The 25,823-nt window shown below is 71.6% G+C and carries 23 protein-coding genes; 12 read left to right on the forward strand and 11 right to left on the reverse strand.

Going from position 1 to position 25,823, the window contains the following annotated elements:
* Positions 1 to 49: 49 nt before the first annotated feature.
* The 8 genes from ACGF0J_RS00795 to ACGF0J_RS00830 form a co-directional block, all read right to left on the reverse strand.
* Positions 50 to 1,114, reverse strand: coding sequence for a glycosyltransferase (locus ACGF0J_RS00795; protein WP_393140906.1), 1,065 nt, complete (start codon positions 1,112 to 1,114; stop codon positions 50 to 52).
* Complete coding sequence (locus tag ACGF0J_RS00800; protein WP_393140908.1) at positions 1,111 to 3,762, reverse strand: CDP-glycerol glycerophosphotransferase family protein; 2,652 nt, start codon at positions 3,760 to 3,762, stop codon at positions 1,111 to 1,113. Before ACGF0J_RS00800 ends, ACGF0J_RS00795 begins: the two co-directional genes overlap by 4 nt.
* Before the next feature lie 86 nt (positions 3,763 to 3,848).
* Entirely contained in the window at positions 3,849 to 4,670 is an 822-nt protein-coding gene (locus tag ACGF0J_RS00805; RefSeq protein ID WP_393140910.1) for an SRPBCC family protein, read from the reverse strand.
* Positions 4,671 to 4,748: 78 nt separating this feature from the next.
* The gene (locus ACGF0J_RS00810; RefSeq protein ID WP_393140912.1) at positions 4,749 to 5,603 is read right to left on the reverse strand and encodes an FAD binding domain-containing protein; all 855 of its coding nucleotides are present in this window, start codon (positions 5,601 to 5,603) and stop codon (positions 4,749 to 4,751) included.
* Positions 5,600 to 7,999, reverse strand: a complete 2,400-nt coding sequence (locus ACGF0J_RS00815) for a xanthine dehydrogenase family protein molybdopterin-binding subunit (RefSeq protein WP_393140914.1) — start codon at positions 7,997 to 7,999, stop codon at positions 5,600 to 5,602. The genes ACGF0J_RS00810 and ACGF0J_RS00815 overlap by 4 nt, the downstream gene beginning before the upstream one ends.
* The gene (locus ACGF0J_RS00820) at positions 7,996 to 8,478 is read right to left on the reverse strand and encodes a (2Fe-2S)-binding protein (protein ID WP_393140916.1); all 483 of its coding nucleotides are present in this window, start codon (positions 8,476 to 8,478) and stop codon (positions 7,996 to 7,998) included. Before ACGF0J_RS00820 ends, ACGF0J_RS00815 begins: the two co-directional genes overlap by 4 nt.
* A 73-nt stretch (positions 8,479 to 8,551) precedes the next feature.
* Complete coding sequence (locus ACGF0J_RS00825) at positions 8,552 to 8,779, reverse strand: hypothetical protein (RefSeq protein ID WP_393140918.1); 228 nt, start codon at positions 8,777 to 8,779, stop codon at positions 8,552 to 8,554.
* A complete protein-coding gene (locus ACGF0J_RS00830; RefSeq protein ID WP_393140920.1) occupies positions 8,769 to 10,331 on the reverse strand; it encodes a PspC domain-containing protein in 1,563 nt (520 codons plus the stop codon). Before ACGF0J_RS00830 ends, ACGF0J_RS00825 begins: the two co-directional genes overlap by 11 nt.
* A gap of 112 nt (positions 10,332 to 10,443) precedes the next feature.
* Between ACGF0J_RS00830 and ACGF0J_RS00835 the strand changes: the two genes are divergently transcribed.
* From ACGF0J_RS00835 to ACGF0J_RS00870, 8 genes are all read left to right on the forward strand, one after another.
* Positions 10,444 to 11,652, forward strand: coding sequence for a PspC domain-containing protein (locus ACGF0J_RS00835; RefSeq protein WP_393140922.1), 1,209 nt, complete (start codon positions 10,444 to 10,446; stop codon positions 11,650 to 11,652).
* Entirely contained in the window at positions 11,649 to 12,287 is a 639-nt protein-coding gene (locus tag ACGF0J_RS00840; RefSeq protein ID WP_393140924.1) for a response regulator, read from the forward strand. The genes ACGF0J_RS00835 and ACGF0J_RS00840 overlap by 4 nt, the downstream gene beginning before the upstream one ends.
* Before the next feature lie 259 nt (positions 12,288 to 12,546).
* Positions 12,547 to 13,947 carry a glutamate--cysteine ligase gene (locus ACGF0J_RS00845; protein ID WP_393140926.1) on the forward strand — a complete coding sequence of 467 codons (1,401 nt, stop codon included), beginning with the start codon at positions 12,547 to 12,549 and terminating at the stop codon, positions 13,945 to 13,947.
* Between the two features lie 4 nt (positions 13,948 to 13,951).
* Positions 13,952 to 14,587, forward strand: coding sequence for a neutral zinc metallopeptidase (locus ACGF0J_RS00850; RefSeq protein WP_393140928.1), 636 nt, complete (start codon positions 13,952 to 13,954; stop codon positions 14,585 to 14,587).
* Positions 14,588 to 14,678: 91 nt separating this feature from the next.
* Complete coding sequence (locus ACGF0J_RS00855) at positions 14,679 to 14,936, forward strand: WhiB family transcriptional regulator (protein ID WP_393140930.1); 258 nt, start codon at positions 14,679 to 14,681, stop codon at positions 14,934 to 14,936.
* Positions 14,937 to 14,945: 9 nt separating this feature from the next.
* Positions 14,946 to 15,650 carry a CPBP family intramembrane glutamic endopeptidase gene (locus tag ACGF0J_RS00860; RefSeq protein WP_393140932.1) on the forward strand — a complete coding sequence of 235 codons (705 nt, stop codon included), beginning with the start codon at positions 14,946 to 14,948 and terminating at the stop codon, positions 15,648 to 15,650.
* Positions 15,651 to 15,805: 155 nt separating this feature from the next.
* Positions 15,806 to 16,006, forward strand: coding sequence for a type II toxin-antitoxin system VapB family antitoxin (locus tag ACGF0J_RS00865; protein WP_393140934.1), 201 nt, complete (start codon positions 15,806 to 15,808; stop codon positions 16,004 to 16,006).
* A complete protein-coding gene (locus tag ACGF0J_RS00870; RefSeq protein ID WP_393140936.1) occupies positions 16,000 to 16,428 on the forward strand; it encodes a PIN domain nuclease in 429 nt (142 codons plus the stop codon). Before ACGF0J_RS00865 ends, ACGF0J_RS00870 begins: the two co-directional genes overlap by 7 nt.
* 136 nt (positions 16,429 to 16,564) lie before the next feature.
* Here the strand turns inward: ACGF0J_RS00870 and ACGF0J_RS00875 are convergent, their stop codons facing one another.
* Entirely contained in the window at positions 16,565 to 17,284 is a 720-nt protein-coding gene (locus ACGF0J_RS00875) for a PIG-L deacetylase family protein (RefSeq protein WP_393140938.1), read from the reverse strand.
* Between the two features lie 96 nt (positions 17,285 to 17,380).
* Between ACGF0J_RS00875 and pcrA the strand changes: the two genes are divergently transcribed.
* The gene (gene pcrA / locus ACGF0J_RS00880) at positions 17,381 to 19,633 is read left to right on the forward strand and encodes a DNA helicase PcrA (RefSeq protein WP_393140940.1); all 2,253 of its coding nucleotides are present in this window, start codon (positions 17,381 to 17,383) and stop codon (positions 19,631 to 19,633) included.
* A gap of 314 nt (positions 19,634 to 19,947) precedes the next feature.
* On the opposite strand, the gene ACGF0J_RS00885 is transcribed toward pcrA, so the two are convergent.
* Positions 19,948 to 20,994, reverse strand: coding sequence for a L,D-transpeptidase (locus ACGF0J_RS00885; protein ID WP_393140943.1), 1,047 nt, complete (start codon positions 20,992 to 20,994; stop codon positions 19,948 to 19,950).
* 241 nt (positions 20,995 to 21,235) lie between these two features.
* Between ACGF0J_RS00885 and galE the strand changes: the two genes are divergently transcribed.
* On the forward strand, positions 21,236 to 22,228 hold the full coding sequence (gene galE, locus ACGF0J_RS00890; RefSeq protein ID WP_393140945.1) for a UDP-glucose 4-epimerase GalE: 993 nt from the start codon (positions 21,236 to 21,238) through the stop codon (positions 22,226 to 22,228).
* 97 nt (positions 22,229 to 22,325) lie between these two features.
* Here the strand turns inward: galE and ACGF0J_RS00895 are convergent, their stop codons facing one another.
* Complete coding sequence (locus tag ACGF0J_RS00895) at positions 22,326 to 23,213, reverse strand: hypothetical protein (RefSeq protein ID WP_393140947.1); 888 nt, start codon at positions 23,211 to 23,213, stop codon at positions 22,326 to 22,328.
* Between the two features lie 454 nt (positions 23,214 to 23,667).
* Here ACGF0J_RS00895 and sucC point away from each other — a divergent pair, with 454 nt between their 5' ends.
* Positions 23,668 to 24,849, forward strand: coding sequence for an ADP-forming succinate--CoA ligase subunit beta (gene sucC, locus ACGF0J_RS00900; protein WP_393140950.1), 1,182 nt, complete (start codon positions 23,668 to 23,670; stop codon positions 24,847 to 24,849).
* Between the two features lie 3 nt (positions 24,850 to 24,852).
* On the forward strand, positions 24,853 to 25,728 hold the full coding sequence (gene sucD / locus ACGF0J_RS00905) for a succinate--CoA ligase subunit alpha (protein WP_393140952.1): 876 nt from the start codon (positions 24,853 to 24,855) through the stop codon (positions 25,726 to 25,728).
* Positions 25,729 to 25,823 lie beyond the last annotated feature (95 nt).

The raw sequence follows: 25,823 nt of genomic DNA on the forward strand, positions 1-25,823 counted from the left end.
GGGGTGGGCGCTCCGGGCGTCTGCTGCTCGCCCGCGTCCGGCGGGACGCTCAGCGGGAGATGTGGGTGAACAGCGACTCCCACTCGTCCAGGACGCGGTCCAGGCGGAACGTCTCGGCCCTCGCCCGGGCGGCGGCGCCCAGCAGCCGCCGCTCCTGCGGCGACTCGACGAGCCGGGCCAGCTCCCGCGCGAACGCGTCCACGTCACCCGGCGGCACGAGCACCGGACCGGCCGACCGCACCCCGCCCGACACGTCGAACGCCACCGCGGGCACCCCGTGCGCTGCGGCCTCCAGCAGCACGATCGGCAGCCCCTCGTGCTCGCTCGTCACGGCCACGATCGAGGCGGCCAGGTACTCGCCCGGCATCCGCGCCGCCGCCACCCGCCCCTTGATGACCACCCGGTCGGCCACGCCCTCCTCGGCCGCGTGCACCCGCAGCCGCTCCAGCTCGGCGCCCTCGCCGATCAGGTGCAGCTCCCACGGCCGGGGCGCGCCCGACCGGGCGAACGCGGTGATGAGCCGGTCGAACCGTTTGACCCCCTCCAGCCGGCCCACCCCCAGCACCCGGGGCGTCTCCAGCGTGGCCGTCTCCCGGGGCCAGGTGGCCAGCGGGTTCGGCACCGCCCAGGCGTTGGGCAGCAGCGCGTGCTCGGAGAACATCCACGCGTCGTCCCGGCTGAGGAAGACCGCCTGGTCGAGGGCCGGATAGTACTTGCGGATGGACCCGAGGTGCCAGCAGTCGCGGGCGTGCTCGTACGAGCCGTGATACTGACCGATGGTGCGCAGGGTGCCGGGCAGCAGCCGCGTCAGCCGGGTGACCACCGACGGCGAGGTCATGACGGCGAAGCCGGGCTGGACGGAGCCGAGCAGCCGGGCCAGCCGCCGGTCGGCGTGACAGCGCGCCAGGCGCCCCTGCCGGTCCATGGCCGTGCGGCTGATCACGTGCTGCTCGTACAGGGGGCTGTCGACGTAGTGGAACGGGGAGGCGGCCTGGTACAGGCCGATCACGTGCACGTCGTGGCCGCGCCCGGCGAGACCCTGCGCGAGGGTGTGCGTCACCTGCTGGACACCGCCGAGCGTGTCGGCTTCCAGGCACGCGAAGACAATGGTCACGGCACCCTCCGCGCCTTGATGAGATCTCCGAAGAAGTCCTCGACGACCCGGGCCGCGGCGTCGCCGCGCTCCTCGGCGCACCACATCTCGCGGAAGGCGGCGTACCGTCCGGCGTAGGAGTCGTGCACGGCGGGCAGGTCGCGCAGGCAGGCGACGAGCTCCTCCGTCGTGGTCACGCACGGGCCGGGGGCGATCGACGGCAGGTCGTGGTAGACGCCACGCCCGCGCAGCCGGTAGTCGTCCCAGTCGTCGATGAGGAAGAGCATCGGCCTGCCGGTCAGCGCGTAGTCGCACATCACCGACGAGTAGTCGGTGAGCAGCGCGTCGGAGGCCAGCATGAGGTCGTTGACCTCGGCATACGTTCCGGCGGGCCGGACGAAGTGCAGCAGGTGCCGGGGCACCGCGTAGCGGTCCACCGGGTGGGTCCGCAGGATCACCACCCACTCGCCGGCCAGTTCCTCGGCCATCAGCTCCAGATCGGCCCGTACCGACCTGCCGCTGTGCTCGGCCCCGTCGCGGTAGGTGGGCGCGTACAGCAGCACCTTGCGGCCGGGCGGGATCTCCAGCGCGGCCCGCGCGTCCGTGGTGGCCGTGCCGTGCACCAGGGCGTCGCAGCGCGGTGTGCCGTAGCGGTAGACGGGCCCGGTGTAGCCGTTGGCGCGCACGAAGTGCCGGGTGAACTCGGCGCTCGGCGAGACCAGCGCGTCCCAGCGGGCGACGGCGGCGCGCCAGCGCCGGCGCGGCCGGTCGAAGTCGGCGCGCAGGTCGGGCGCGTCGAAGCCGATCGACTTGATGCCCTGGCCGTGCCAGGTCTGCAGGTAGCGGGTCCGGCGGGGCTTGGGGTAGTCGAGCGGGAAGCCGTGGCTGTCCACCCAGAAGCCGGCCCTGGCCAGGGTCCAGACGTAGCGCCAGCCGCCGCGCCGCACCAGCCGCGCGCCCTCGGGCGCCCCGCCGCGGCCGGGCGTCACCGACCAGACCACCTCGACGGGCAGCCCGCGGCGGCGCAGCTCCTCGTAGATCGCCCGCGGGCTGCCGGTGCAGCCCTTGCCGACGTCCGACTCGAACAGGGCCAGGTTCCGGCGCGGCGGCAGGACCCGGATCAGGGTCTTGTAGACGCGCAGCTTGTTCGCCGGGGTTCCGGCCCGGCGCAGCAGCGCCCGCCTGATCCGCGGCAGGAGGGGTCGCCGGGGGTGGGGGGCCCGCACGATGAGGTGGGCGGCCGGGCCGTCGGCCGAGACCCTGACGCCGCCGGGCAGCTCGATCGGCTCCATGGCCGGGTTCACCAGCAGCCGGTCGGCCGTGGTGTGGCCGGTCGCGACGTCGGTGAAGCCGATGCGCGGGTTGCACCCCGCGCGCGGGACGAAGGCGACCTCGCTGACGTAGCCGCCCTCGCCGGACGCCTGCGGGTGGATCGGGACGCGCTCGCGGCCGAGCCGCAGGAACGCGGTCCACTCCAGCGGCAGCGCGCCGAACGGGTCGTAGGTGCGCACGGTCATCCGGACGCGCGGGCCGTCGGCGGTGATCTCGGCCACCTCGTGCCGCAGCCGGCTGGCGCTGAAGGGCAGCTCGGCCAGGCGCAGCCGGGTGATGTCCATGCCGGGGGAGACCGTGGTGCCCCAGTAGGTCCGGCCGGCCTGCCGCACCGCGGCCCGTGGCGGCGCCTGCGGGCCGGTGAGCGAGGTGGCCGCGACGAGCAGGTCGTCGATCCGGTCGGCGAGGATGAGGTGGCAGCACACCCTGGCCATCGGCTCCACCCGGTCCAGCACCTCGGCGGGGATCTCCACCAGGTACGGCCGGACCACCGCGGCGAACTCCTTGGCCCACACCTTGTCGCGGGTGGGCAGCGGGTTGAGGTAGACGCGCAGGTCCTGGCGCAGGAACCGGTCCTGGCGGGCCGGCACCAGGTCGTCCGCGCCGTGGGCGCGCAGCACCGCGTCGCTCCGGCGGGCGGCGGCGACCCGGTGGCGGACGTTGTCCATGTCGCCGATGCTGAGCGAGATGGACGTGCGGTCGCGGGTGCGGTGCCAGAGGTAGACGACCCACGGCACGACGGCGAAGCGCTCGGCGACGGCGTAGAGCTGGCTGGCGAAGACGTGGTCCTCGTAGTGGATGTCCTCGGGGAAGCGCAGCGTGTGCTCGCGCAGGAAGCGCACGCTGTAGAGCTTGTTGGTGGTGAAGGAGTCGAGGAACAGCGCCGGTTCCTCGCGGATGCCGGCCACCACCCTGCGCCGGGCGAACAGCGCCGGGTAGTAGCGCTGGGTGCGCCCGTTCCACTCGTACAGGCGGGAGATCTGCCCGGAGACGAAGTCGGCGCCGGTGTGTTCGATCTCGGTGAGCAGGCTCTTGCAGGCGTGCCGGGGCAGCTCGTCGTCGCTGTCGAGGAACATGACGTACGGCGACTCGGCGGCGTCGAGACCGTCGTTCCTGGGCGCGCCGCAGCCGCCGCTGTTGGTGGCCCGGCGCAGGTAGCGCACCCGGGGGTCGGCGCGCATGAGTTGCTCGGCGACCCGGGGGGTGGCGTCGGTGCTGGCGTCGTCGGAGATGACGACCTCAAGGTCGCCGAGGGTCTGGGCGAGCACCGAGCGTACGGCCCTCGGCAGGCGGTCCGCGTCGTTGTGGGCGATCACGACAACTGTGCAGGCCGGCATGCCATCTCCCCCCGGATCGGACACGTGCCAGGGGCATTCCCGCAGGTCGCGACATAGTGTCCGGCTTGGAGGGGTTTTTGCCGGATTTAACGCATTCGTCGCCTGATCAGCCAGCCGAGGAGCAGGATCGCCACGACGGCCGCCGCGACGGGCGCCAGCCGCTTCAGCACCGGCGCGCCGGCGATGTCCAGGAGGTCGAGCGCCTCCTCGTCCGGTGTGCGCGAGGTGCGCACCGTGCCCGCCGGCCGCAGGTCCTCGCCCCGCTCCGCCTGGACGTCCTCCACGAGCACCCGCTCCGCCTGGACGTCCTCCACGAGCACCCGCTCCGCCTGGACGTCCTCCACGGCCGCGGGCCCGGACGGAACGCGCTCCGCGGGGCCGTGCCCGCCGTGCGCGGTGTCGCCGGCCGGCTGCTCGGACAGCAGGTCGGACAGGTTCGCCGCGAACCGGTCGATCAGCTTGCCGCCGACCTCCGCCATGACGCCGCGCCCGAACTGCGCCGGCCGGCCGGTCACGTTGAACGACGTCTCCACGGCGACGGCCGTCGCGCCGCCCGCAGTGCCATCCGCAGTGCCATCCGCTGTGCCGCCCGCTGTGCCGCCCGCCGGGGCGAGCCTGGCCCGCACCGTGGCGGAGGCCGTCCCGGCACCCCGGTCCTCCTTGCCGGACGCCCTGAGCGTGAGCGTGTGACCGTCCTTGTCCACGTCCTCGAACTCGGCCGTACCCCGGTAGGCCACCGTGATCGGGCCCACCTTGACCTTCATCCGGCCGGTGAACCGCTCACCCTCGACAGTGTCGAGCGAGGCCCCCGGCAGGCACGGCGCGACCCGCTCGACGTCGAGCAGCACCGCCCACGCCTGCTCCACCGGGACCGGGACAGTGAACTCGTGCTCGAACCGCATCGCCATTGATCCGCTCCTTCTCCGCCGTTCCCTCGAACCTGGACGGGCGGGGCGCCCCCGCTCGGCGGCGCCCCGCCCCGCGCCTCAGCTCCAGCCCGCGGCGGTGCGCACCGCCCGGTGCGTCAGCACCCTGGCCAGATGCCGCCGGTAGTCCGGCTGGGCGTGCAGGTCGGCCGGCGGCGCGGTGTCCGCCGCGGCCTCCTCGCAGGCCGCCCGCACCCCGTCACCGGCCTCCGCCCCGCGCAGGGCGGCCTCCGCGGCGCGGGCCCGCACGGGCGTCGCCCCCATGTTGGTCAGCCCGATCCTGGCCTCCTCGATGCCGCCGTCGGAGCGCCTGACGGCCGCGGCCACCCCGACCACCGCCCAGGCCTGCGCCGTACGGCGGAACTTCTCGTAGTGGTAGCCCCAGCCCGGGCCGAGCTTCGGGATCCGCACCCCGGCGAGGACCTCGTCCGGCTCCAGCGCCGTCTCCAGGTAGTCGGCGAAGAACTCCGCCGCCGGAATCTCCCGCTCGCCGCGCGCCGACCTGGCCACGAGCACGGCGTCCAGCGCCAGCGCCACGGCCGGCAGGTCACCGGCCGGATCGCCGTGGGCCAGCGAGCCGCCGAACGTGCCCCGGTGCCGCACCGCCGGATCGGCCACGGTGGCGGCGGCCAGCGCCACCAGCGGGCAGGCGCCGTTGACCACGGGGGAGCGCACCACCTCGTCGTGCGTGGTCATCGCGCCGATGTAGACGTGGTCGTCGCGGTCGTGCACACCTGAGAGCTCCGGCAGCCGGCCGATGTCCACCAGCGTCGACGGGTAGGCCAGCCGCAGCCGCAGCAGGGGCAGCAGCGACTGCCCGCCCGCCAGCACCTTGGCGTCCTCGTCCGCGGCGAGGGCCTGGCAGGCCTCCTCGACCGATCCGGCGCGCACGTAGCCGAACTGGGCAGGGATCATGACCGGGCTCCTTCCAGCGCGCGCCAGATCCGCTCGGGCGTGCAGGGCATGCGGATGTCGTGGATCCCGTACGGGCGCAGCGCGTCCACGACGGCGTTGACCACGGCGGGCGTGGAGGCGATCGTGCCCGCCTCGCCGACGCCCTTGACGCCCAGCGGGTTGCCCGTGGCCGGCGTCTCGGTGCGGTCTGTGACGAAGTCGGGCAGGTCGGCCGCCGACGGCAGCAGGTAGTCGGCCATCGTCGTGGTCAGCAGGTTGCCGTCGGCGTCGTAGACGGCCTCCTCGAACAGCGCCTGGGCGATGCCCTGCGCGATGCCGCCGTGCACCTGCCCCCGCACGATCAGCGGGTTGACCACCTTGCCGACGTCGTCCACCGCCACGTACGAGCGGAACCGGACCTGGCCCGTCTCGGTGTCCACCTCCACCGCGCACAGGTGGGTGCCGTGCGGGAAGGAGTAGTTGTCCGGGTCGAACGTGGCATCGGAGTCGAGCCGCGCCTCCACGCCCTCGGGCAGGTCGTGTGCCGTGAACGCGGCGAACGCCAGCTCCTGGATCGTCCTGGCCGACCCGGTGCCGCGCACCTTGAACGCGCCGCCGTCGAACTCCAGGTCGTCCGGCGAGCACTCCAGCAGGTGCGCGGCCAGCCTGCGGGCCTTGTCCTTGACCTTCTCGCACGCCTGCAGCACCGCGATGCCGCCGACCACGAGCGAGCGCGAGCCGTAGGTGTCCATGCCCTTGTGCGCCACGGCGGTGTCGCCGTGCAGCACCGTCACGTCGTCGAACGGCACGCCGAGCGAGTCGGCCACGATCTGGCTCCAGGCCGTCACGTGCCCCTGGCCGTGCGGCGAGGTGCCGGTGACCACCTCGACCTTGCCCGTCGGCAGCATGCGCACCGAGCCGTGCTCCCAGCCGCCGGCGCCGTAGTTGGCCATGCCGAGCATCCGCGACGGGGCCAGCCCGCACATCTCGGTGTAGGTGCTGACGCCGATGCCGAGCTGGACGGGGTCGCGCCGGTCACGCCGGTCGGCCTGCTCGGCCCGCAGCTTGTCGTAGCCGAACAGGGCCAGCGCCCGGTCCGTGGCCGCCTCGTAGTTGCCCGAGTCGTAGGTCAGGCCCGACACGGTCGTGTACGGGAACTCCTCGTGCCCGATCCAGTTGCGCCGCCGCACCTCGACCGGGTCGATCCCCAGCTCGGCGGCCAGCTCGTCCATGACCCGCTCGATCGCGAACGTCGCCTCGGGCCGGCCGGCGCCCCGGTAGGCGTCGGTCGGCATCTTGGTGGTGAAGACGCCCGTGCAGCGGAACTCGTAGGCGTCCATCTTGTAGATGCCGTTGAACATCGACGCGCCCAGCATCGGGATGCCCGGCGTGACCAGCATCAGGTAGGCGCCCATGTCCGCCAGCAGCTCGACCCGCAGCCCCCGGACGCGCCCGTCGGCCTCGGCCGCGAGCGTCAGGTGCTGGATCTGGTCACGGCCGTGGTGCACGGTCAGGTTGCCCTCCGAGCGCGACTCGGTCCACTTGACCGGCACGCCGAGCCGGCGGGTGAGCAGCAGGCACAGCACCTCCTCGGCCGTGACCTGCAGTTTCGAGCCGAACCCGCCGCCCACGTCGGGCGCGATCACCCTGAGCCGGTGCTCCGGGATGCCGGTCGTCACGGCCAGCATGACCCGCAGCACGTGCGGGATCTGGGTGGACGACCAGAGCGTGAACGTGTCGCCGTCCGTGCTCGCCAGCACCGCGCGGGGCTCCATCGCGCTCGGGATCAGCCGCTGCTGGACGTACGTGCGGTCGATGACCACGGGTGCGTCCCGCAGCGCCGCCTCGACGTCCCCCGAGGTGATCGTGACGCTGAACGCCTGGTTGCCGGCCTCGTGCACCTTCGGGCTGTCCGGTGCGAGTGCCTCGTTCATGTCCATGACGGCGGGCAGCGGCTCGTAGTCGACCTCGACCGCCTCCAGCGCGTCGGCCGCCCGGTAGCGGTCGGTGGCGATGACGCAGGCGACCGCCTCGCCGACGTAGCGCACCTGCGACACGGCCATCGGCGGGTGGTCGGGGATCACGATGTCCTCGCTCACCGGCCACGCGCACGGCAGGCTGCCCTGCTCGTCGGCGAAGTCCCGGCCGCTGAAGGCGGCCACCACGCCCGGCAGGTCGCGCGCCGCCGACACGTCCACCCGGGTGATCCGGGCGTGCGCCATCGGGCTGCGCACGAACATCACGTGCAGCATGCCCGGCTGCTGGAGGTTGTCGGTCCACCTGGTGTGCCCGGTCAGCAGCCGCCGGTCCTCCTTGCGCCGCCTGGCCCGGCCGATCTCCCGGGCGCCGTCCGGCTCGGAGATCTGCCCGCTCTCGGCGATCTGCTCGCCGACCAGGCCGGGGTCCAGCTCGGTCATGGCGTCCGCACCGCCTGCCCCATCTCCTGGGCGCCCCGGCGCACCGCGCTGACGATGTTGCAGTAGCCCGTGCACCGGCACAGGTTGCCCTCCAGACCCTGGCGGATGGTCTCCTCCGACGGGTCGGGATCGTTCCTCAACAGGTCGATCGCGGCCAGCACCATGCCGGGCGTGCAGTAGCCGCACTGCAGCGCGTGCTCCTCGTGGAAGGCCCGCTGCATCGGGTGCAGGGAGCCGTTCGCGCCCAGACCCTCGATCGTGACGACGTCGCAGCCGTCGGCCTGGACGGCCAGCACCGAGCAGCTCTTGACGCTCTTGCCGTCGAGCATCACCGTGCAGGCGCCGCAGTTGGTGGTGTCGCAGCCCACCGGCGTCCCGGTCTTGCCCAGTCTCTCTCGTAGCAGGTGAACGAGCAGGAGCCGCGGCTCGACGTCCTCCTCGTATCCGATCCCGTCGACGGTTATGGCGATGCGGGGCATACGTCCTCCCTCAGAACAGGGGGGAATAAGTGGATAAATGCCAAGGTACGCCGGTGTTTTTCCCGGTCAAGGGTTACTTACCTCTGACGACCCTGGCGACCACCGCCACCAGCCCCGCGAACCCCAGCCCCATCACCACCAGGCCCGACAGGACCAGCGGATCCGTGATCGAGCGGGTCAGTATGAGAATGCCCAGCACCACGAACAGCAATCCGCTCAGCAGCGCCATCCAGTCGGTCCGGTGCGCCCGCCGCGGCCTGTCCAGGTCCGACCCCGGCGTGCCGTCGTCCTCACGCGGCACGCCGCACCTCCACGTCGCCCATGCCGCCGCGCAGATGCAGCGCGATCGTCGGAGGCTCCCCCCGCGGCCGGACCTCCGGCTCCAGCACCTTGTCCCACTTCACGTCCACGCCGCCGCGCAGCGACTGGTCGAGCTTGATGTCGCCGACCCGGTTCACGGCGTGCACCTCCACCCGGGCCTCGGGCGGCACGATCACCAGCAGCTCGCCGACCCGCACCGAGGCGCGCACCGTCAGATCGGCGCCCGGCGCCAGCTCGATCTCCGACAGGTCCAGCCGCCCGCTGCCCAGCCCGAGATCGTACGACCGGCTCGCGGCCGCGTTCGCGGTGAGGGGGACCCAGACGGTGTTGCCGACCTCCCGCGGCATCCCGCCGACGGCCATCGCCAGCGCGATCAGCAACGCCACGGCGGTACCCGCGGCCACCAGGCCCGCCCCGCGCCCCCACCAGGCGGCGACCAGCAGGCCCGCCCCTACGGTGACCAGCACGGCGCCCCCCACGACCGTGGGATTGACTCCCGTGCCCGATCCGGCTTGGACCGCCACGACGATGCCTCCAATGACGATGGCCAGCAACACGGTGATGAGGCCGATGAACGATCTGGGCCGCCGGCGGCGCGGCGCCGGCCGGCCGTACAGGGCGGGGTCGTAGGGGGACCAGCCGGCCCGCCTGCGCGGGTCCAGCGGCTGGTAGCCGCCCTCCTCGGGCAGCCCACCCTGGGGGAGCCCGCCCTCCTGGGTGAGCCCCGCCGTCCGGAAGGCGTCGTGCCGCCGCTGCGGGCCGCTCGGCTGGAACGGGCCGCGCGGGGCGAACGGCTGGCCGTACACGGCGTTCTCCTGAGAGGCGCCGGGCTCGCGCACCTCGGGCTCGGCCGGGGCCGAGGGAGGCTCCCCGGTCGCCGGCGGAAGGCGCATTTCCTCGGTGGGGCGCGCGGCCGGCCCCTCCGCGGCGTCCTGGTGGCGCTTTCCGGGCACGGGAGCCGGCGGCCGGTCCGCCTCCCCCGCGGGCGTGCCGAGTCCGGTCGCCGCCCGCTCGGCCGGCGTGGCGACCGTCGGGAAGGCCGTCGGGAAGGCCGGCGGGAAGGCCGGCGGCGGCGCCGCCCGGCGGTTGAGCCGCTCGGGCATCGACCGGACCAGGGACACCAGGTCCACCCCGCTGGAGTGGGCCGCGAGCAGCGAGACGGCGAGCAGCACTCCCACCACCAGCGTCCCCGTGTCGAGCCACACCGTCGTGAGGTTGATCGCCAGCCCGAACCCCAGCACCGCCGTGAGCAGCGCCAGCACCGTCTCGGCGTCGAAGTCGCGCTGGGTCCAGGTCTCGATGTACCCGGGCCGCCCGCTCGGCTCCTTCATCAGCAGGAACGCCGCGATGTACAGGAACAAGCCGATGCCGGAGCCGAACAGCAGCACCGCGAAGGCGACCCGGAACACCACCGGGTCGATGCCCGTGTGCCGTCCCAGCCCGGCGCAGATGCCCAGGAGGAGACGTCCCTCGCGGCTGCGCCGCAGCGCACGGGGCGGCGCGCCGGCTTCCTTGGGCGGTGCTTGCGTCATGGAACCATCGTGGCCCCTGCCCGCCGCCCCCTGCATCCGGGGAACCCCTGACCTGACCCGGGGGTTGTTCCGGATGCCGTTTTCGTCCCGTGCGTGTGACGATGGCGATGTTATGGCTGACCAGAAGACACTTGCCGAACCCGGTGGCGACGCGCCCTACCGCCGGTTGATGCGGCCCATGGAGGGCCGCCTCCTCGGCGGCGTGGCGCAGGGGCTGGCCGCACAGCTCAAGCTCGATCCCGTGGTGATCAGGCTGATGTTCGTGCTGCTGAGCGTGGTCGACGGGGTCGGCGTGGTCGCCTACGCGGTGCTCTGGATGATCTCGCCCCGCGAGCCGTACGAGGGCCGGCCCCCCGTCCGCGACTGGAGCCAGCTCGCGGCGTTCAGCGCGATCGGCGTGGCGCTGCTCGCGTTCGGCTGGCTGACCGGCGCGTCCAAGGGCGGCATCGGCGTGCTGCCGTTCGCGGTCGGCGGCATCGGCGCGCTCATCCTGTGGCAGCAGGCCGATCCCGAGCGGCGCAAGGGCTGGGTGAGCGGCGCCACCACGAGCATCCGGAAGAACCGGGCGCGCACCTTCCTCGGGGTGGCCCTCGTCGTCGGCGGGGCAGCGGGCTTCCTGGTCATCGAGGGACGGCTCGCCGAGGCCGGCCAGGGGCTGCTGTTCACCGCGGTCGTGGTCGGCGGACTCGCCGTCATCGCCGCCCCCTGGCTCGCGGGCCTGTGGAAGGAGCTCCAGCTCGAACGGCGTGAGCGCATCCGGCAGGAGGAACGCGCCGAGGTCGCCGCGATGATCCACGACTCCGTGCTCCACACGCTCACCCTCATCCAGCGCGTCGCGCACGACCCCCGCGAGGTCAGCCGTCTGGCCCGCGCGCAGGAGCGCGATCTGCGCAACTGGCTCTACCAGCCCGCCCAGGACGCCGACGCCACGCTCGCCGCCGCCGTCCGCCGGATCGCCGCCGAGGAGGAGGACGCCCATGGCGTGGCCATCGAGGTGGTGTGCGTGGGCGACGTCGAGCTCGACCCGGCGGGCAAGCTCGCGGCCATGCTGGCGGCCTCCCGGCAGGCCATGGTCAACGCGGCGAAGTACTCCGGGAGCCCCGCCATCTCCGTGTACGCCGAAGTCGAAGGTGAAGAGGTCACGATTTTCGTGAAGGATCGGGGCAAGGGCTTCGACCTCGACGCGGTGCCGGTTGACAGGATGGGGATCAGGGAGTCCATCGTCGGCCGGATGGAACGCCACGGCGGCACGGCCAGGGTGCGCACCGAGCCGGGCGAGGGCACGGAAGTGATGTTGACCATGAAGGTGGCGAAGGAATGAACGTGACCCGGGTGCTGATCGTCGACGATCATCGGTTGTTCCGGTCAGGTGTGCGGGCAGAGCTGGGCGACTCGATCCAGGTGGTGGGCGAGGCCGAGGACGTCGAGACCGCGGTGCGGGCGATCGCCGAGCTGCAGCCCGACGTGGTGCTGCTCGACGTGCACATGCCCGGCGGCGGCGGTCAGGAGGTGCTGCGCCGGGTGCTCGGCTCCGGCTCGCAGGTGCGCTTCCTCGCCCTGTCGGTCTCGGACGCGGCCGAGGACGTGATCGGCGTCATCCGGGGTGGCGCCCGCGGCTACGTGACCAAGAACATCAGCGGCAAGGAGCTGACCGACGCGATCCGCAGGGTGGCCGAGGGCGACGCGGTGTTCTCGCCGCGGCTGGCCGGGTTCGTGCTGGACGCGTTCGCCTCCTCCGAGGCGCCCTCGATCGACCCGGAGCTCGACTCGCTGACGCAGCGCGAGCGGGAGGTGCTGCGGCTGATCGCCCGCGGGTACGCCTACAAGGAGATCGCCAAGGAGCTGTTCATCTCGGTCAAGACGGTGGAGACGCACGTGTCGTCGGTGCTGCGCAAGCTCCAGCTCTCCAACCGGCACGAGCTCTCCCGCTGGGCCACCGCCCGCCGCCTGGTCTGACAGCCGTCGCCAGTGGTCTGACAGCCGTCACCGGCGTCCCCGCCCGGCTCGCCTGGGCAGCGGCCCTGCCCCGACCCGGCTCGCCTCGCCCGCGGCCATGGCCCGGCTCGCCGGGGACGGGCCGCTTGACGAGAAGTGAGCGAACGTTGCCCGGAGTGGGCTGGCATGACAACCAGTTACGTGCGACATTTCCGATATGGGCAAAGATGTGCCGGTCGTTGTTTTCAACCGGGACGATCGCCGGAAATATCGGGAAAAGGTGCGTCGATGTCTTGACGTCTTCGCCCAGATGCTCGCCGAGTCCCGCTTCGCCGACGAGCGTCCCCTGGCCGGCCTGGAGATCGAGCTCAATCTCGTGGACGCGGCCGGCGAGCCGGCCATGTGCAACGCGGACGTCCTCGACGCCATCCAACGGCCCGACTGGGCGACCGAACTCGGCCAGTTCAACATCGAAATCAACATCGAGCCGCAGGACCTCGGCGGCGACGGCGCGCTCCGGCTGGAGAACGACGTGCGGGCCCGGCTCAACCACGCCGAGGAACGCGCCCGCTCCCGCGGCGGCCACCTCGCCCTGATCGGCATCCTGCCCACGCTGCGCGAACGGGACGTCAACGAGGGCACGCTGTCGGCCAACCCCCGCTACCGGCTGCTCAACGAGCAGATCTTCGCCGCCCGCGGCGAGGACCTGCACCTGTGCGTCGAGGGCGTCGAACGGCTCGACACCCACGCTGCCAGCATCGCCCCCGAGGCGGCCTGCACCAGCGTCCAGCTCCACCTGCAGGTCAGTCCCGAGGCGTTCGCCGCCCACTGGAACGCCGCCCAGGCCATCGCCGGGGTGCAGGTGGCGGCCGCGGCCAACTCGCCGTACCTGTTCGGCAAGGAGTTGCACCGCGAGACCAGGATCGCGCTGTTCGAACAGGCCACGGACACCCGGCCGGCCGAGCTGAAGACCCAGGGTGTGCGCCCGCGCGTCTGGTTCGGCGAGCGATGGATCACCAGTGTCTTCGACCTGTTCGAGGAGAACGTCCGGTACTTCCCCGCCCTGCTGCCCCTCTGCGAGGAGGCGGACCCCGAGGCCGAACTGGCCGCGGGCCGCACCCCCGAACTGGACGAGCTCACCCTGCACAACGGCACGATCTACCGCTGGAACCGGCCGGTCTACGCGGTGGTGGACGGCGTCCCGCACCTGCGCGTGGAGAACCGGGTCCTGCCGGCCGGCCCGACCGTGCTGGACATCGCGGCCAACGCCGCCTTCTACTACGGGCTGATGCGCGTGCTGCCGTTCGGCGAACGGCCCATCTGGAGCCAGATGTCGTTCGCCGCGGCCGAGGAGAACCTCACCACCGCCGCCCGGCACGGCCTGGACGCGCGGCTGTACTGGCCGGGCCTCGGCGAGGTGCCCGCCGCCGAACTGATCCTGCGCCGCCTGCTTCCCATGGCGTACGAGGGGCTCGCGGTGCGCGGCGTGGCCACCGCCGTCGCCGACCGGCTGCTCCGGGTCATCGAAGGTCGCTGCCTTTCCGGCCGTACCGGCGCGACCTGGCAGGTGGAGAAGGTACGCGCCCTCGGCGGCGACCGGCACGAGGCACTGCGCCTGATGACGCTGGAGTACATCGAGCGCATGCACACGAATGAACCCGTGCACACGTGGGAAGTCTGACCGGGTGACCCGCGCTCTCGTCCTCCTCCTGGCGCTGCTCCTCGCCGGGTGCGGGCTCACGGGCGCGCCGTCCAGGGACACCCGCGGCGCCGACACGTTCGAGGACGACGTCCGGGGCGCGCGGGAGCTGGGCGAGATGTTCTGGAAGCAACAGTTCAGCGAGTCCGGCCGGACCTACCGGCCGATCATCGACTTCGTGCCCTACTCCGGGCGGTCCGGCCCGCGCTGCGCCGGGGAGCCCGCCGTGCCCAACAACGCCTTCTACTGCCCCGCCGGCCACTTCGTCGCCTTCGACCGCGACTGGATGGAGCGCCTCTGGGGCGAGATGGGCGACGGGTCGGTCTACCTGATCGTGCTGCACGAGCTGGGCCACGCCGTCCAGGCGCAGCTCGACTCCCAGTTCGAGCTGAACGTCCAGGCGGAGCTGCAGGCCGACTGCTACGCGGGAGGCACGCTGTCGGCCCTCGTCCGGGCGGGCTCCCTGCGCGCCGAACCGGGCGACGAGGAGGAGCTGCTGCTCAACCTCGAAGCCGCCGGCGACCCCACGGACGACTGGCTCAACCCCGCCGCCCACGGCACGGCCGAGCAGCGTCAGCGGGCGTTCGCCACCGGCTACAACCGTGGGGTGAGCGCCTGCTGACCGCGGGCCCGCCGCGTCCCGCCGGCGATGTACCCGAGGGTCAACCCCCAGGATGATGCGAGTGATCATGAACGCGGCATAGCGTGGCCTCATGCCCTTGGAGGAGACCGGCTGGCTGCGCGGGGGAGCCTGCAGATCCAGCGACCCAGAGCTCTTCTTCCCCCTCGCCCCCTCCCCGGCCCAGGAGGCCCGCGCCAAGGAGATCTGTGCCGGGTGCCGGGTGCTGCAGGAATGCCGGTCCTACGCCTTACGCGCGGGCGAGGCGGAGGGCATCTGGGGCGGCCTGACCCCGCAGGAGCGCCGCCGCAGCCGCTTCCCAGCCGCGATGGGCGGGCGCGGGGCGACATAGCCTGCAAGGGTGCTGCTTCCCTCGATCGCCGTGCTGGCCGCGGCCAACGTCCTCAACAACAAGGTCGCCCCCCGTCTCGGCCCGCTGACCTCCGCCGCCGCCACCGCAGCGCTGGTGGCGATGGCGCGCCGGTCGGGAGCGTCCTGGCGGGAGCTCGGCTTCGAGCAGCCGCGGCGCGGCGCACTGGTCGGGGCGGCGCTGGCCACCGGGGTCGTCGCCGCCTACACCGTCGGCGTCGCGCTGCCGCGCACCCGGCCGCTGTTCCACGACGAGCGCGCGCTGTCGCTGTCGCGGGCGCGCGTGCTGGAGGAGGCACTCGTGCAGGTCCCGTTCGGCACGGTCCTGCTCGAGGAGGTCGGCTTCAGGGGCGCCCTGTACGGCGGGCTGCGCCGTACCCACGGCACGGCGACGGCGACGGCCGTGTCGTCGGCGCTGTTCGGGCTGTGGCACATCCTGCCCGCGATCGACATGGCCCGTGCCAACCCCGCACTCGGCGCTCTCACGGCGGGCGAGTCACCGGGCCGCCTCGACACGGCCCGAGTGGTCGCGGGGAGCGTGCTGTCCACCGGAGTGGCGGGGGTGCTCTTCTGCGAGCTGCGCCGCCGGGCCGGGCTGCTGGCGCCGTCGATGCTCCACCTGTCCACCAACTCCCTCGGCTATCTCTTCGCCCGCCTCGCGGGACGGCGGGGAACGGGAATTTCGTCCGCGGGGTGAAGATCCTCCACCGCCGTCCGACGTGCACGGAGAGGAAGGGCTCCGATGCAGTACGTTCTCCGCTGCGTACATTCCGTGTCGGACAACGTACGGAGCGTGCGTATATCAAGATCACGACCTGTGATATACGGTGGAGGTAACGGAGGTGATGCCCCTTGCGCACGGTCATCGACATCGACAAGGAGCTCCTGGAAGTCGTTCAGGAGGAGCTTGGGACGAAGAACATGAAGGAGACAGTCCACGCCGCCCTGACGGAGGTCGCCGAAAGGGCAAAGCGTCGAGAAGCGTTCGAATACTGGACCTCACGGGACAATACCGATCTCTTGGATCCGGAGACCATGAAGCATCCGTGGTAGCCACCGGCGTGGTCTACCTCATCGACAAGAGCGCGCTGGCGCGCATGCCCAACCCGCTCGTCGGGCGTGCGCTGAAGCCGCTCATGCTCGACAAGATGCTGGCGATCTGCACGGTTACGCAGCTCGAAGTCCTCTTCAGCGCCCGAGATCCTGCAGGATACGAACTCGACGCACAGCATCTGCGCGACGACTTCCGGTTCCTGGAGCTCAATGCCGAAGTACAGGAACGGGCACTCGACGTGCAAGGCTTACTCGCGCGTAAGTCGCAGCACCGAGGCGTCGGGCCCAACGATCTTCTGATTGCGGCCTGTGCCGAGGTGCACGGGGCGACGGTCCTGCACTACGACCGTGACTACGACGTCATTTCGGAGGTCACCGGCCAGCCATCCCTGTGGGTGGTGCCACCGGGCTCCGTGTCGTGACATGCCCGGCCTCCGTCCGCGCCGCGGAGGCCGCGCCCGAGTCCGGCATCGCGCCCGACCGTGCCGACAGACGGGGACCAGTGGGTGGGGACCGGCGGCCTGTGCCGGTGGGCAGGACCGGCGGCCTGTGCCGTGGTCAGGCCGTGGGGACGACCTGGAAGGCCTCCGCGTAGCGGCCGTCGCCGAAGCCGGCCCGGGCCGCCCACTCCGCCCAGCGCAGCTTGACCGCCTCCTCGAAGCCCGCCACGTGCGCGATCTGGCTCACGTGCGACTGCAGGGCCGCGAGCTTGCGTTCGATCACGGTGGTGACGTCCACCCAGTGATCGGGCGTCATGCCGCCCATCAGCCACACCTCGCGCACCGTCCAGGCCTGCAGGCCCTCGTCCCGCAGCAGCTCGGGGAAGGCGTAGGGGTTGCGGGCGTCGGGATAGACGGCGTCGAGCGTGGCGCCGCCGACGGCGCGGTGGTCGGGGTGGCTGGGCGCGGCGAACTGGTAGTTGCGGTCGGGGTGATGGGTGATCACCAGGTCGGGGCGTACCTGGCGGATGACGCGGGCGATGTCGCGTCTCAGCTCCAGCGACGGCACCACCGTCCCGTCGGGGCGGCCGAGGAAGCGCACGTCCGTGACGCCGACGGCCTTGGCGGCGGCCGTCTGCTCGGCCCGGCGCAGCTCGGCCATGCCGGAGTTGTCGAGGTCGCGGTCGTTGCCGCCGGCGTCGCCGTCCGTGACCAGCAGGTAGGTGACCTCGACGCCCCGGTCGGCGAGGAGCGCCACCGAGCCGGCGGCGCCGAAGTCGACGTCGTCCGGGTGGGCCGTGACGGTCAGGACCCGGTTGATCTCGCTCTCGGCCAGCATGGTCTCCCTTTCTGATCTCCTGTCGGGAGACAACCGCGCGCCCCCGGTCGGCATTCCGGGCGCCGATTGTCGGTGGGGCGTCTTAACCTAGATGGCGTGCCGACCACCCAGGTCTCTGTTGACCACCCCTTGCTCGACGGACTCAACGCGCAGCAACGCGAGGCCGTGATCCACCACGGCAGCCCGCTGCTGATCGTGGCGGGAGCGGGCTCGGGCAAGACCCGGGTGCTCACCCACCGCATCGCCTATCTGCTCGCCGAGCGCGACGTGCATCCGGGCGAGATCCTCGCCATCACGTTCACCAACAAGGCCGCCCGCGAGATGAAGGAGCGCATCGACAAGCTGGTCGGCCCGCGCTCGCGCGCGATGTGGGTGATGACGTTCCACAGCGCCTGCATGCGCATCCTGCGCCGCGAGGCCAAGCGGCTCGGCTTCCCCTCCAGCTTCTCCATCTACGACCAGGCCGACTCCCAGCGGCTGATGGCCATGGTCTGCCGCGAGATGGACCTCGATCCCAAGCGCTATCCGCCGAGGTCGTTCTCGGCGCAGGTGAGCAACTTCAAGAACGAGCTGATCGACTACGAGACCGCGCTCGACAGGGCGGGCTCGCACCTGGAGAAGGTGCTGGCCGAGGCCTACAAGAGCTACCAGCTCAAGCTCACCGAGTCCGGCGCGATGGACTTCGACGACATCATCATGAACACGGTGACGCTCTTCCAGCTCTTCCCCGAGGTGGCCGAGCACTACCGGATGCGGTTCAGGCACGTCCTCGTCGACGAGTACCAGGACACCAACCACGCCCAGTACATCCTGATCAGGGAGCTGGTGGGCCGCCCCGAGCTGCGCACCGGCGACGGCGAGCTGATCCGGTCGGGCGCCGACCAGTCCGAGCTGTGCGTGGTCGGCGACGCCGACCAGTCGATCTACGCCTTCCGCGGCGCGACGATCCGCAACATCCTGGAGTTCGAGCGCGACTACCCCGACGCCCGCACGATCCTGCTGGAGCAGAACTACCGCTCCACCCAGAACATCCTCGCCGCCGCCAACGCGGTCATCGCCCGCAACGAGTCGCGCAAGCCCAAGAACCTCTGGTCCGACCAGGGCGACGGTCCCAAGATCGTCGGCTACGTGGCCGACAACGAGCACGACGAGGCCGTGTTCGTCGCCCAGGAGGTCGACCGGCTCTGCGACGAGGAAGACGTCAGGCCGGGCGACGTGGCCGTCTTCTACCGCACCAACGCCGCCTCCCGGGTGTTCGAGGAGATCTTCATCCGCACCGGCCTGCCCTACAAGGTGGTCGGCGGTGTGCGCTTCTACGAGCGCAAGGAGGTCAAGGACCTGCTGGCCTACCTCCGGGTGCTGGCCAACCCCGGCGACGTGGTGTCGCTGCGGCGCATACTCAACGTGCCCAAGCGCGGCATCGGTGACCGGGCCGAGGCGATGATCGAGGCGCTGTCGTCCCGCGAGCGCATCTCCTACTGGGACGCGCTGCGCCGGGCCGACGAGGCGTACGGCATGGCGACGCGTTCGCTCAACGCCGTGCGGGAGTTCGTGGCGATGATCGAGGAGCTGATCGGCAAGGCCGCGGGCATGCCGCCGTCGGCGCTGGCCGAGGAGGTGCTGGTCGCCACGGGCTACCGCGCCGAGCTGGAGGCGTCGGAGGACCCGCAGGACGAGTCGCGCCTGGAAAACCTCAACGAGCTCGTCTCGGTGGCCTCGGAGTTCGAGGAGGCCAACCCCGAGGGCACGCTGGTGGAGTTCCTGGAGCAGGTGTCGCTGGTGGCCGACGCCGACCAGATCCCCGAGGCCGACGGAGGTCAGGGCGTGGTCACGCTGATGACCCTGCACACCGCCAAGGGCCTGGAGTTCCCGGTGGTGTTCCTGACGGCCATGGAGGACGGTGTCTTCCCGCACGTCCGCTCCCTCGGCGAGCCCAAGGAGCTGGAGGAGGAGCGCCGGCTGGCCTACGTCGGCATCACCCGGGCCCGGCAGCGCCTCTACCTGACGCGGGCGGCGGTCCGCAGCTCGTGGGGGTCGCCGTCGTTCAACCCGGCCTCGCGGTTCGTGAACGAGGTGCCCGGGCAGCTCGTCGACTGGCGGACGCCGCCGGAGAAGACGGCCTGGACCGCGGCCACCCGCCGCGAGCCCGCTCCCACTGCGGCGCCCAAGAAGGGCGCGCGGGCCGTGCCGTCGCTGACGCCGGGGGACCGGGTGTCACACGACGCGTTCGGCCTGGGCACCGTCGTGTCGGTGGACGGAGTGGCGGAGAAGACCAAGGTGAAGATCGACTTCGGCAGCGGGGGCGAGAAGACGCTCCTGCTGGCGTACGCGCCGCTGGAGAAGCTCTAGACGCTCGCCGGCGCGGCGGTGCCCGAAGTTCTCCAGGCCCGGCTCGCCCCCGGCCGCTGAGAGCGCGTGGCAACTCTCCAGGCCCGGCTCGCCCCGGCCGCTGAGACCGCGTGGCAACTCACGGACGACCACCGGCGCGGCTGCCTGCCTGACGTCCGCGGACGGCTGTGGGTCCGTCGGTCCGGTGTCGGTGGACGGTCGTGGGTCCGTCTGTCCGGTGTCGGTGGACGGCTGCGGGTGCCGGGTGTCCCCGCCCGGCTCCTGCACGGGAGTCGGGCGGGACGGGCCGCAGACGTGGCCGCGTGGGAGCGGGGTCAGTTCTTGAGGGCGCTGCCCTTCTTCCACTGGGTCCAGTTGAGCTGCCAGTAGCTCCAGCCGTTGCGCCAGTCGAGCTTGCGCTTGGTGCCGACGATCTTCACGACGTCACCGCGCTGGGCGATGGTGTAGAACCACTTCGCACCCGCGGGGGTGGCGCGCACGCAGCCGTGGCTCTGGTTGGACCGGCCGAGGTACTGGTAGTCGCCGTAGCTCTGGTGCACGTACTCGCCGCTGTCGGAGATGCGGACGGCCCAGGGGATCTCCTCCTTGTAGTAGCGCGGGTCCTTGGGGTCCGTGACGCCCATCCAGGAGGACGTCATCGTCTCCACGGCCTTCTTGCCCATGGTCAGGTGGACGCCGCTGGTCGTCAGGTAGACGTCCACGCCGTTCCTGATCATGCCGCCGCGGCCCGCGCTGATCGGGATGGTCTTGGCGAGCTTGCCGTCGCGGCGCACCTTCATCACGTGTCGGCGCGTGTCGACGACCGAGATGTTGGCCGTGCCGACGGCGAAGCGGCGGGAGACGTCCTTGGCGGCCTCGTTGCCCGGGATCTGGCTGAGGCGCGCCTTGAGGAGCACTTTCTGGTGCGGCTTCCAGTACGTCTTCGTCCGGTAGACGACCTTGCGGTGCGACACCCAGCGCCAGGCGCCCTCGACCGGCTTGTCCGCCTGGACCTCCAGGGCCGCCTCGGCCGCCGCCTTGTCACGGACGTCGCGGTCGAACGTGACGATGATCGGGAAGCCGACGCCGACCTTCTCCGTCTTCTCGCCCATGGGGGTGATGTCGGCGATGCCGAGGCGGGGCTTGGCGGGTGTCGTCCTCGTCGGCGTGGGGGTCGGCGTGGGGACCGGCGTGGTGGCGGCGGCCTCGGCGGCGAGGCCCGCGGCGACGCCCGCGGCGTTGACCGCGCCGGAGGCGGGTGAGGCGCTCGCGGCTCGCGTCGCCGCCACGCGGGTGGTGGACGTGCCTTCCGCCGCGCACGCCGTCGCCGTGGCCAGGGCGAGAAGTGCGGCGATCATCGGCATCCGGGGGAGGGGATTCACGGGGTTACTCCAGGAGTAAGTGCTACGTCGCATAGGTAGACAAACGAAAGGGTTTCTCCGTAGGCGAGATGGCCCTAACGATCCGGTAACGGGTTGCTGTCCACCGCGCCAGGCCACAGGCGGGGCGCGGGCGGGTCCGGCGGTCGGGGATGATCGAACGGGGCGGGGTCGGGGTGGGATTCCCGCGTCCTGACGTACGAGGACGGCGCGTGACGCGCGCGGTGAGAGGCAGGGGACTGGCATGAGCGTGTTGATTTCCGGCGGGGCGGGGTTCATCGGGAGCACGGTGGCGTCCGCGTGCCTGGACGCGGGGATCGAGCCGGTGATCCTCGACAACCTGGTGACGGGGCGGCGGGAGTTCGCCGAGGGGAGGGCGTTCTACGAGGGCGACATCAGCGACGCGGCGCTCGTGGACAAGGTGTTCGCCGAGCATCCCGACATCGAGGCGGTCGTCCACTGCGCGGCGTTGATCGTGGTGCCCGACTCGGTGACCGACCCGGTGGGCTACTACCGGGCGAACGTGGCCAAGAGCCTGGAATTCGTGGACCACCTGCTGCGCAACGGGTGCGAGCGGATGGTGTTCAGCTCGTCGGCGTCGATCTACCGGACGGGGGCCGACCACACGGTGGACGAGCGCTCGCCGCTCGACCCGCAGAGCCCGTACGCGCGGACGAAGGCGATGTGTGAGGCGATGTTCGCCGACATCGCGGCTACCCGGCCGATCCAGGTGCTGTCGCTGCGCTACTTCAACCCGATCGGCGCCGATCCGCAGATGCGCACCGGGCTGCAGTTGCGCCGGCCCAGCCACGCGCTGGGCAAGCTCATTGAGGCGTACGAGGAGGGCGTGCCGTTCCGGATCACCGGCACCGACTACCCGACCCGCGACGGGTCCGGCATCCGCGACTACGTGCACGTCTGGGACCTGGCCGCGGCCCATGTGGAGGCGCTGCGGCGCTTCGACGGGCTGTTCCCCGAGGGCGCGGTGATCAACCTGGGCACCGGCACGGGCACCACGGTGCGGGAGCTGGCCGAGGCGTTCAACCGCGTCGTGGACCGGCCGGTCGAGGTGGTGGAGGCGGAGCGCAGGCCCGGTGACGTGGCGGGGGCCTACACGCGCACGGAGCTGGCCGAGCGGCTGCTGGGTTGGCGGGCCCGACACTCGGTGGAGGAGGGCATCAGGCACTCGCTGGAGTGGGCGCGGGTCCGCGACGCGCGGCTGGGCGAGGTCGGCTAGCGGCGACGGGGCAGGGAGGTCCCTCCCGCCTGCGGGCGACGGGACGGGGACGCCCCTCCCGCCCACGGGCGGAAGGGGCGCCGGCACCGGTCGCGCGTCAGTGCACGATGGCGCTGAGCGGGATGCTCTGCGGGCCGGGCAGGTCGACGGCCTCTTCCAGGGTCCTGGCCACTTCCAGCTCCGGCGGGGCGGTGACGGTGACCGGCGCGCCCCAGCCGCTGTAGCGGGTGTCGACGCTGATCGTCACGTCCTTGGGGCTCATGCCGAGCACGGACGACGGGAACGTCGACACCAGCCGCACCGGCAGGCCCTTGGCGTCCACGGACATCTTCCAGCTGACGGCGCCCTTGGCCGCCTTCAGGTTGATCCCGGGCGTCTTGCGGAACGACGGCGACACCTTGCCCAGCTCGCCCGCCGAGATCTTGCCGTAGAAGCCGTCCTTGGTCGCCTTGGCGCCCTTGAGCAGGGTCTTGAGCGTGGCCGGTTCGCCGACGATGTTCAGCGGCTGGCTGTAGGTGCTGGTCAGACCGACGGGGGCGGTGCCGGGGAGCTTGATCCAGCTCTTGTTGGAGTTGAGCACGGCGCTCCACAGGCTGCCCGTCAGGTAGGTCGACCTGCCGACCGTGACGATCCGCTCGGGCATGGTGAGCGCCGTGACGAGGGCCTCACCGCCTTCGGCGTCCTCCTCGTCCGCGAAGAGGTCCACCAGCGCCTCGGCGTCTTCCTTCTTGATGTTGAGCTGGCCGGTGATGTCGGAGGCGACGACGCCCGAGCCGCCGAACTGCAGCGTGCCGCCGCGCCGCAGGAGGATCTGACGCTCGCCCTGGTAGGCCATCTTGACGACCTCGGCGAACTTGACGCCCTTGCCGGCCGCGTACTGCTTCTTGACGGTGGCGGCCGGGTTCACCGGCGCGGCCTGTGCCGGAGCGGCCGCGATGAGGGTCGCGGCCGAGGCCAAGGCCAGGCCGGTGACGATTCGCTTCATTATGAATCCCTCTCGTTTCTCATTTGAGCGCGAGGAGATCCTGCCAAGCGAAGATCACGATGTTATCTCGGGCTATGGCTCACATGCGGGAAATAGTGTATTTCTCGGGCAGAATAGTGGCGGGTTTACGGTGAGGTCGGCGAACGTCACGTTGGGCGAGGTATTCGCCTCTTTCGGAGCGCCATGGAATGGCGCAGGTGCTTTGTGGGCACGCGTGGCGGATGGTGGCGATTGTCCGCGGCCGCCCGGCCGGGTGGCCGCCACCGTACGCCCCCGGGCTTCTCCTTGTCCGGCGGCCCGCGACAGTGAGATCACCGTCACATCACGGCATATCGCCCACCCGGTGACCTGGGGAGGTCGGGCTTGGGGCTAGGCTTCACTGGCGGAAACGCCCGGCACGCACGGGGTGGCCCGGGCCGTCGAACATCAGTCGGATAAGCAAGGACGGACCCTCGTGGACCTGTTCGAACATCAGGCGAAGGAGCTCTTCGCGGACTACGGCATCCCGGTGCCGCGCGGCATCGTCGCCCACACCGTGGAGGAGGTGCGGGCGGCGGCCGAGCAGCTCACCGGCCGCGTCGTGGTCAAGGCCCAGGTGAAGACCGGCGGCCGTGGCAAGGCCGGCGGCGTGAAGGTGGCGGACGACGCCACCGACGCCGTCGAGAAGGCCAAGGCCATCCTGGGCATGGACATCAAGGGCCACACGGTCCACAAGGTACTCGTGGAGGAGGCGAGCGCGATCGCGGAGGAGTACTACTTCTCCTTCCTGCTTGACCGCGCGAATCGTACATTCCTCGCGATCTGCTCCGCAGCGGGCGGAATGGACATCGAAGAGGTCGCGCACTCCGCGCCCGAAAAGGTGGCCAAGGTTCCGGTCTCCGCGCTGAACGGCGTCGACCGGGCCAAGGCGCGCGAGATCGCGGTCGCGGGCGGGCTGCCCGAGCAGTCGCTCGACGGCGCCGCCGAGCTGATCGAGAAGCTCTGGTGCTGCTTCGTCGACGAGGACGCGACCCTGGTCGAGGTCAACCCGATGATCCTGTCGGCCGACGGCCAGGTGAAGGCCCTCGACGGCAAGGTCACGCTCGACGACAACGCCGTCTTCCGCCAGGCCGAGCACGAGGCGTACGCCGACAAGGCGGCCGAGGACCCCCTTGAGGCCAAGGCCAAGGAGAAGGACCTCAACTACGTCAAGCTCGACGGCGACGTCGGCATCATCGGCAACGGCGCGGGCCTGGTCATGTCCACCCTGGACGTGGTGGCCTACGCGGGCGAGGCCTTCCCCGGCAAGCCGGCCCCGGCCAACTTCCTCGACATCGGCGGCGGCGCCTCGGCCGAGGTCATGGCCGCCGGCCTGGAGATCATCCTCTCCGACCCGTCGGTGAAGTCGATCTTCGTCAACGTCTTCGGCGGCATCACCTCCTGCGACGCCGTCGCCAACGGCATCGTGGCGGCCTTCAAGCTGCTGGAGAGCCGCGGCGAGGCCGTGACCCACCCGCTGGTGGTCCGCCTCGACGGCAACAACGCCCAGCTCGGGCGGCAGATCCTCGCCGACGCCGCGCTCCCGCGGGTCGAGCTGGTTGACACGATGGACGAGGCGGCCAAGCGCGCCGCGGAGCTCGCTGCGGTAGGTGCGTGAGACATGGCTATCTGGCTGACCGAGAACAGCAAGATCATCGTTCAGGGCATGACCGGCGGTGAGGGCACCAAGCACACCCGGCGCATGCTCGCCTCCGGCGCGCGCGTCGTGGGCGGCGTGAACGCCCGCAAGGCCGGCATCACCCACGAGGGCCTGCCCGTCTTCGGCACGGTCGCGGAGGCCATGGCGCAGACCGGCGCCGACGTGTCCGTCGTCTTCGTGCCCCCGGCCTTCACCAAGGCCGCCGTCAAGGAGGCCATCGACGCCGAGATCCCGCTCTGCGTGGTCATCACCGAGGGCGTCCCGGTGCACGACTCGACCGAGTTCTGGGCCTACGCGGTGGCCAAGGGCAACAAGACCCGCATCATCGGCCCCAACTGCCCGGGCATCGCCTCGCCCGGCGCCTCCAACGCCGGCATCATCCCCGCCGACATCACCACGGCCGGCCGCATCGGCCTGGTCTCCAAGTCGGGCACGCTGACCTACCAGCTCATGTACGAGCTGCGCGACTTCGGCTTCTCGACGGCCGTGGGCATCGGCGGCGACCCCGTCATCGGCACCACGCACATCGACGCCCTGCAGGCGTTCCAGGAGGACCCCGGCACCGACGCGATCGTGATGATCGGTGAGATCGGCGGCGACGCCGAGGAGCGGGCCGCCGCCTACATCGAGCAGCACGTGACCAAGCCGGTCGTCGCCTACGTCGCGGGCTTCACCGCCCCCGAGGGCAAGACGATGGGTCACGCGGGCGCCATCGTGTCCGGCTCGGCCGGCACGGCCCAGGCCAAGAAGGAGGCCCTGGAGAAGGTCGGCGTCCGCGTCGGCAAGACCCCCTCCGAGACGGCCCGCCTCATGCGCGAGATCATGCAGGCCCGCTGAGCACCCCGTCGAAGGCCCCGCACCCGCCCGGTGCGGGGCCTTCGCGCGCCGTACCCGGGCGACGGGACGGCCGGGACGCCCGGAAAGCCGACAAA

Origin of the sequence: Nonomuraea sp. NPDC047897 (genome assembly GCF_043204415.1) — a bacterium.
Classification (GTDB): Bacteria; Actinomycetota; Actinomycetes; order Streptosporangiales; family Streptosporangiaceae; genus Nonomuraea.